At 46.4% G+C, this 5,053-nt stretch carries 4 protein-coding genes; 3 read left to right on the plus strand and 1 reads right to left on the minus strand.

Annotated elements, in window-relative coordinates:
* Positions 1-145: 145 nt before the first annotated feature.
* On the plus strand, positions 146-358 hold the full coding sequence (locus GVY04_15640; protein ID NBD17510.1) for a hypothetical protein: 213 nt from the start codon (positions 146-148) through the stop codon (positions 356-358).
* Positions 345-617: a type II toxin-antitoxin system RelE/ParE family toxin gene (locus GVY04_15645; GenBank protein NBD17511.1), complete on the plus strand. Its 273-nt coding sequence runs from the start codon at positions 345-347 to the stop codon at positions 615-617. The genes GVY04_15640 and GVY04_15645 overlap by 14 nt, the downstream gene beginning before the upstream one ends.
* A gap of 189 nt (positions 618-806) precedes the next feature.
* On the opposite strand, the gene GVY04_15650 is transcribed toward GVY04_15645, so the two are convergent.
* Positions 807-3,005, minus strand: coding sequence for a phosphoketolase (locus GVY04_15650; GenBank protein NBD17512.1), 2,199 nt, complete (start codon positions 3,003-3,005; stop codon positions 807-809).
* Positions 3,006-3,549: 544 nt separating this feature from the next.
* On the opposite strand from GVY04_15650, the gene GVY04_15655 reads away from it, so the two are divergent.
* A partial coding sequence (locus GVY04_15655; protein NBD17513.1) for a UvrD-helicase domain-containing protein occupies positions 3,550-5,053 on the plus strand: 1,504 nt, incomplete at its 3' end.

A 5,053-nucleotide genomic window follows, 5' to 3' on the forward strand; every position in this document is an offset into this window, starting at 1 on the left:
AAACTCAGGAATTTTAATTAAGGAAGTGGGGTTGGGCGTCCGCCTCACTATAAAACGCGAAGGTCGAAAGACTGGAGAAGCCCGCGCTTTATCCGCAGGATAAGCGTCGGGAGTACGTCACAAAAGTCGGTTTGGAGGTAACTAGATGCTAGAGGTTAATAAAAACTATGTATTAGACAGCAATCAGCAAACGATTGCTGTTCAGATTCCGATCGCTGAGTTTGAAAAAATCGAAGAAATCCTTGAAGACTACGGATTAGCGCAACTCATGGAAGAAGTCTCCGATGATGAAACTCTCAATAAAGAAGAAGCTCTAGAATATTTAAATGCTTTGAAGCAAAATAATGTGGCAGGTTGAATACACAAAGCGATTCTTGAAAGAATTAGCTTCTTTACCCACAGCTATCCAATCCCGTGTTGAATCAATTGTCTTCCAAGAATTAGAATCAGAAAATCCTTTTGAGCTACGATACCTCAGCAAAATGAGAGGTTACAAAGATAAATACAAGATTAGAGTTGGAGATTATCGCATTGGGGTAACAGTTGATAAAAAAAGCCAAACTATTCTTTGTCAACGAGTTGCCCATCGTCGTGAAATTTATCAAGTTTTTCCCTAGCAGAACTCGATCAGCAATGAGAAAGGCACGCTAGCTGTTATGGGTTAGAAGAAAAGAAGTAGCGCGATCAGTGTTGAATAAAGAGCGTTTCTCCCAACCCATTAGTTGTCATAGGGTTGGGAAAGATACGCGATGTGGCGAAGCCATCCTCACCTTCGCTCCCGTCCTTCGGGCATCGCGCCACTACGATTAACCTAAGAGTTCAACTGAACGCTTCACTAAGTTTTCCGCCGTAATGCCATTAATTGCCATCACTGCACTGGCACTAGCTGCAGTTTCGCCTCGCTTCCAGGCAAACGTATCACGGGGCGCGGTACTCCGTAGCATAATCGGTTCTAACATGGCACTGGAACCACCCGTGATACCAATTAACGCTTCGCCGCCGAATAACTGATTAAAGTCAGCATCGTTGAGGAAACCGCCATCTGCTTCAGCACAGGTATCCCAAGCGGTATCCGTGGGTCGATAGAGACGACGGGGACTGATCACAGAAATTACCTTTGAACCAATCCCTTGGGCTTGCAATTGTTCTGCTGCTTCCAAAGTGGGAATTAAGGTCATATCGCCAATGACAGCAAAGACCACTGTTTTCTCGCCCGGAATTTCTTGCAGAATAAATCCGCCTTTTTCTAAGCCTTCTTGGGTTTGTTGGAACACAGTGCGAATCGGTAACGGGGATTTAGACGCGGTAATGGTCACGCCTTTGTTTTTCGTCCCTAATGCCCAGTCGTAGCAAACCTGAATGCTGTTGGCATCACAGGGGAACAGCGGAAACACATTCCCGTTGCGCATCATGGCAGCAAAATAGTTTTCGATTTCGGGGCGTTGGTGCGTCCAACCATTGCGTCCTTGTTCCAATGCACCCGCAGTAAACAACGTCACAGTGGAAGGCGTGGGACGGCGTAGTTCTGCCATCGCTTGCGTGACCGTTTGCCAGATCGGTAAGCCATTAATCGCAAAGGATTCATAAGAACACCAGAGGGTGCGCGCGCCAAATAAGGCTGATCCAGCCGCTAACCCCGCACAAGCATCTTCACTCAACGGTTCATACACTTGCCCTTTCGGTCCTTGATAATACAGGTCATCAGGGGTGGGGTGAATAATTTTTAGGGCTTGGTTGACATTATTAATCCCAGACGCCGCATTCCCGTCAGCGTTAGTGAGAACAAAGTTCGGGTCATGTTTACCCACGTGCGCAATTAGTTCCCCCATGGCAGTGGTGGCAACTTTCTTTTCGCCACCAATAGCGTGTTCTTCTAAAGGCAATTGACCCAAGTCCGGTAGGGGCAATTCAAATTCTGTTTTCACTGACCGGACAGCAGGACCTCCCGCTGCGCGTTCAAAGTTCGTGCGAATGGTTTGCCAGGCTTCAGGCGGAAGGGCACGTTCTTGTAGGGCTTTGACAATATCCTCATTATCGAGGGTATGGTGTCCATATAAGTTATGAGCTTTGGCACCGCGATCGTGAACACCCGCTCCTTTAAGCTGTTTGATGATCAAAACGGTAAGCTTACCACTCATCGCGGACTTTGCCGCTTTATCCATTGCTTCGAGAATCGCTTGGGTAAATTCAAGGCGTTTGCCAAAAGAGAATGCGGTGCTATCCACATAGTCGCCACTTTGATTCGCATCATCATAATCTTTGGCATTCACTAAAATCACTTCTTGGAACCCATTCCCCTCCCAATATTCGATCATTTCTTGGTTGGGCTTGGTTGATACCATGCTGTGGTGTTCTTGGGAGTAGCCGTTCCAAACTAGAATCGGCAGGAAGTTGGTGACATCGGGATAGGCTGTGTGGAAGTGTGCCATACTGCTCATGACATAGGGTTCGCCAATGCCACCATCGCCAATGGTGACCGGGAAGAGGACATCACGATGCAGCCGTGCCCCTGCCATTGCAAAGTGTTGACCTTGCCCCAGCGGTCCTGCGGGGTTGAGGAGACCCGGAATTTGACCGGAAAGGTGTCCCAGTAATCCTTTGTGTTCCCGGAACCGATCGCGCAATTGTTGAACATTATGAATGTCCATGTCTTCTAAAGAGCGATCCAGGAACATATTGCTGTAAAATCCTGGGGCATGGTGTCCTACTTCTGTAATAATATGTTTGTGACCGAGCATCATTAGGGCAGCAATGCCCTCAGCAACACTGGCAAATCCCCCTGGGTGCCCAGAGGCTTTTGATGCCGTCATTTGTAAGGTTAAGTAACGCAGCGCATCCGCAGCGAGTAGGGTTTGATAAACTGCCTTGGGATCACTGGGCGATGCAATTTGAGTTGCTCCCTCACCAATGGCAGGGTCTTTTCCATAAGTTTCAAAATCAGGAAGTGGTTCGGCAAAATATTGAATTCCTTGACAAAATGCTGGAATTGCGCTAGCAACTGTCATTATAATTAAATCCTTTCTTGTTGTTTCAGCATCATTATTAAATTGATCTTACAGTTTTGTGGGCAAGGGCTGAGTGCCAATCGAGAAACGGAATCTTATATTGATGAGATAGAGTGATTTCTATTGATCAATTCTAAAGAGATTGAACAGAGCAATTGCGGCGGAAATTCCTAGCGTGTTCCTAATTTTTCAGCAATTATGCTTAAGTAAAAGACTGGAGTAATTTGAGGAAACATCAAGGCTTTTCTTTTCAACTTTAATCGAGAGCAACTGCATTAAATTTGATTTCCGAATTGATGTTAAATCACTGAATCGCTAAATTAGAACTTTGAATGATATAGCAATCCCAACTCAGTTGTAAATTTTCTATGCCTGAAACCCTTGCCAACCCAAGACCTGATTTTCACAAGTCATTTAGGATTGCTATACAGCAATTCTTATTCTCATGCAGTCCCCCCTTTATTCCCTATTCTCTATTCCCTGTTCCCTGTTCCCTATTCCCTAAACCAATCATTTTGTCCCTCACGCGCTTAGGAAGTGCTATATGAATGAGCAATTAACTGCATTGAGAAATCGGTTACGCACCGGACAACAGCCTTTAGCCGACTGGGAAGGTGGAAAACTGGCTGTGTCTGCGGTTCCCGGTTCAGGAAAATCAACTGGAATGGCCATTGGTGCCGCGATCGCGATTGTCCGTCACAAGTTGAATCCGAGACGACAGTTAATTGTGGTCACGTTTACGCGTTCAGCTGCGGCTAGTATCAAAACCAAAATTAGTGCGAATCTCAAAGCACTGGGCTATCCTCCTACGGGGTTCACGGTACAAACCCTACACGGGCTTGCCCTCAATATTGCTTCTCGTTATCCCAATTTATCAGGATTGGACCCCGAAACCACCACCTTAGTCAGTCCCACCCAAAACCATCGCCTAATAAAAGATACAGTAGAAACGTGGCTGACACGCTATCCCAACGAATACAAGGCTTTGTTGCAGGGGGTGGCGTTTGATGGGGAAGAAACGGAACGGTTGCGCCGTCAGTCGGTGTTACGAACGGAAGTGTTGCCGAAATTAACCCAAACTGCCGTCCAAGAAGCAAAAAGTTCAGGATTATCAGCAGCGGCTTTATGGGAACTGAGTTGGCAAAATCAGGATGAATACAATATTTTAGGGGTGACCGCTGGGTTATATGAAATTTATACTGAGATAGCGAAGACTCGCAGTTTAATCGACTACAATGATATGATTCTCGGTGCGTTACGGGTGCTGGAATCACCGGTGGTTGCAGAACAACTACAAGGGCAAATCTATGGGGTATTTGAAGACGAAGCCCAAGACTCTAGCCCGTTACAAGCCAAACTCTTAGAAACCCTTGCCACTAAAATTAAGCATCCCGAAAACCCACCTAATCTGGTGCGAGTGGGCGATCCGAACCAAGCCATTAATTCTACATTTACGCCGGCTGACCCCATTTATTTCCGTCATTTTTGCGAAACCTGTGCCAGCGAAAACCGCCTGGCAGAAATGGATGAAGCGGGACGCAGTAGCCAAATTATTATTGACGTTGCCAACTCTTTTCTGCGTTGGGGGAACCAGAATCATCCGCAAGAAATCCCGTTTCGGGTGCAAGATATCCAACCTGTTGCTGCTGATGACCCCCAACCGGATGCCAATCCTTCTCCTACTGATCAGGGCTTAGAACTTCATACGCCCAAGGATATTTATGAAACGGTTGCCCGAGTGCGCGATCGCGTAAAAACTCTACTCACCGATAATCCTGAACACAATGCAGCTATTTTAGTCCGCAACAACCGACAAGGAACCTTTCTTGCTGAAAGTTTAATGGATCTCCAACGTGACCATGACATTCGGGTCTATGAAGTCAGTCAAACCGATCGGTCTTCGCAAATTCCCAATGAAATTTTAAGTCTCCTCCAATTTCTCAATCGTCCTCATTCGGGTGAGTACACAAAAGCAACCTTGGAAGTCTTAACGAAACGGAGTTTAATTCCCAAACAAGACCTCAACGCCCTTGCCACTTACCCCGAAC

The organism is Cyanobacteria bacterium GSL.Bin1, from assembly GCA_009909085.1.
In the GTDB taxonomy this organism is placed as follows: Bacteria; Cyanobacteriota; Cyanobacteriia; order Cyanobacteriales; family Rubidibacteraceae; genus Halothece.

Coding starts and splice junctions, on each gene's coding strand:
- GVY04_15645 (NBD17511.1), top strand. CDS start 345: ATGTGGCAGGTTGAATACACAAAGCGATTCTTGAAAGAATTAGCTTCT.
- GVY04_15650 (NBD17512.1), bottom strand. CDS start 3,005: ATGACAGTTGCTAGCGCAATTCCAGCATTTTGTCAAGGAATTCAATAT.
- GVY04_15640 (NBD17510.1), top strand. CDS start 146: ATGCTAGAGGTTAATAAAAACTATGTATTAGACAGCAATCAGCAAACG.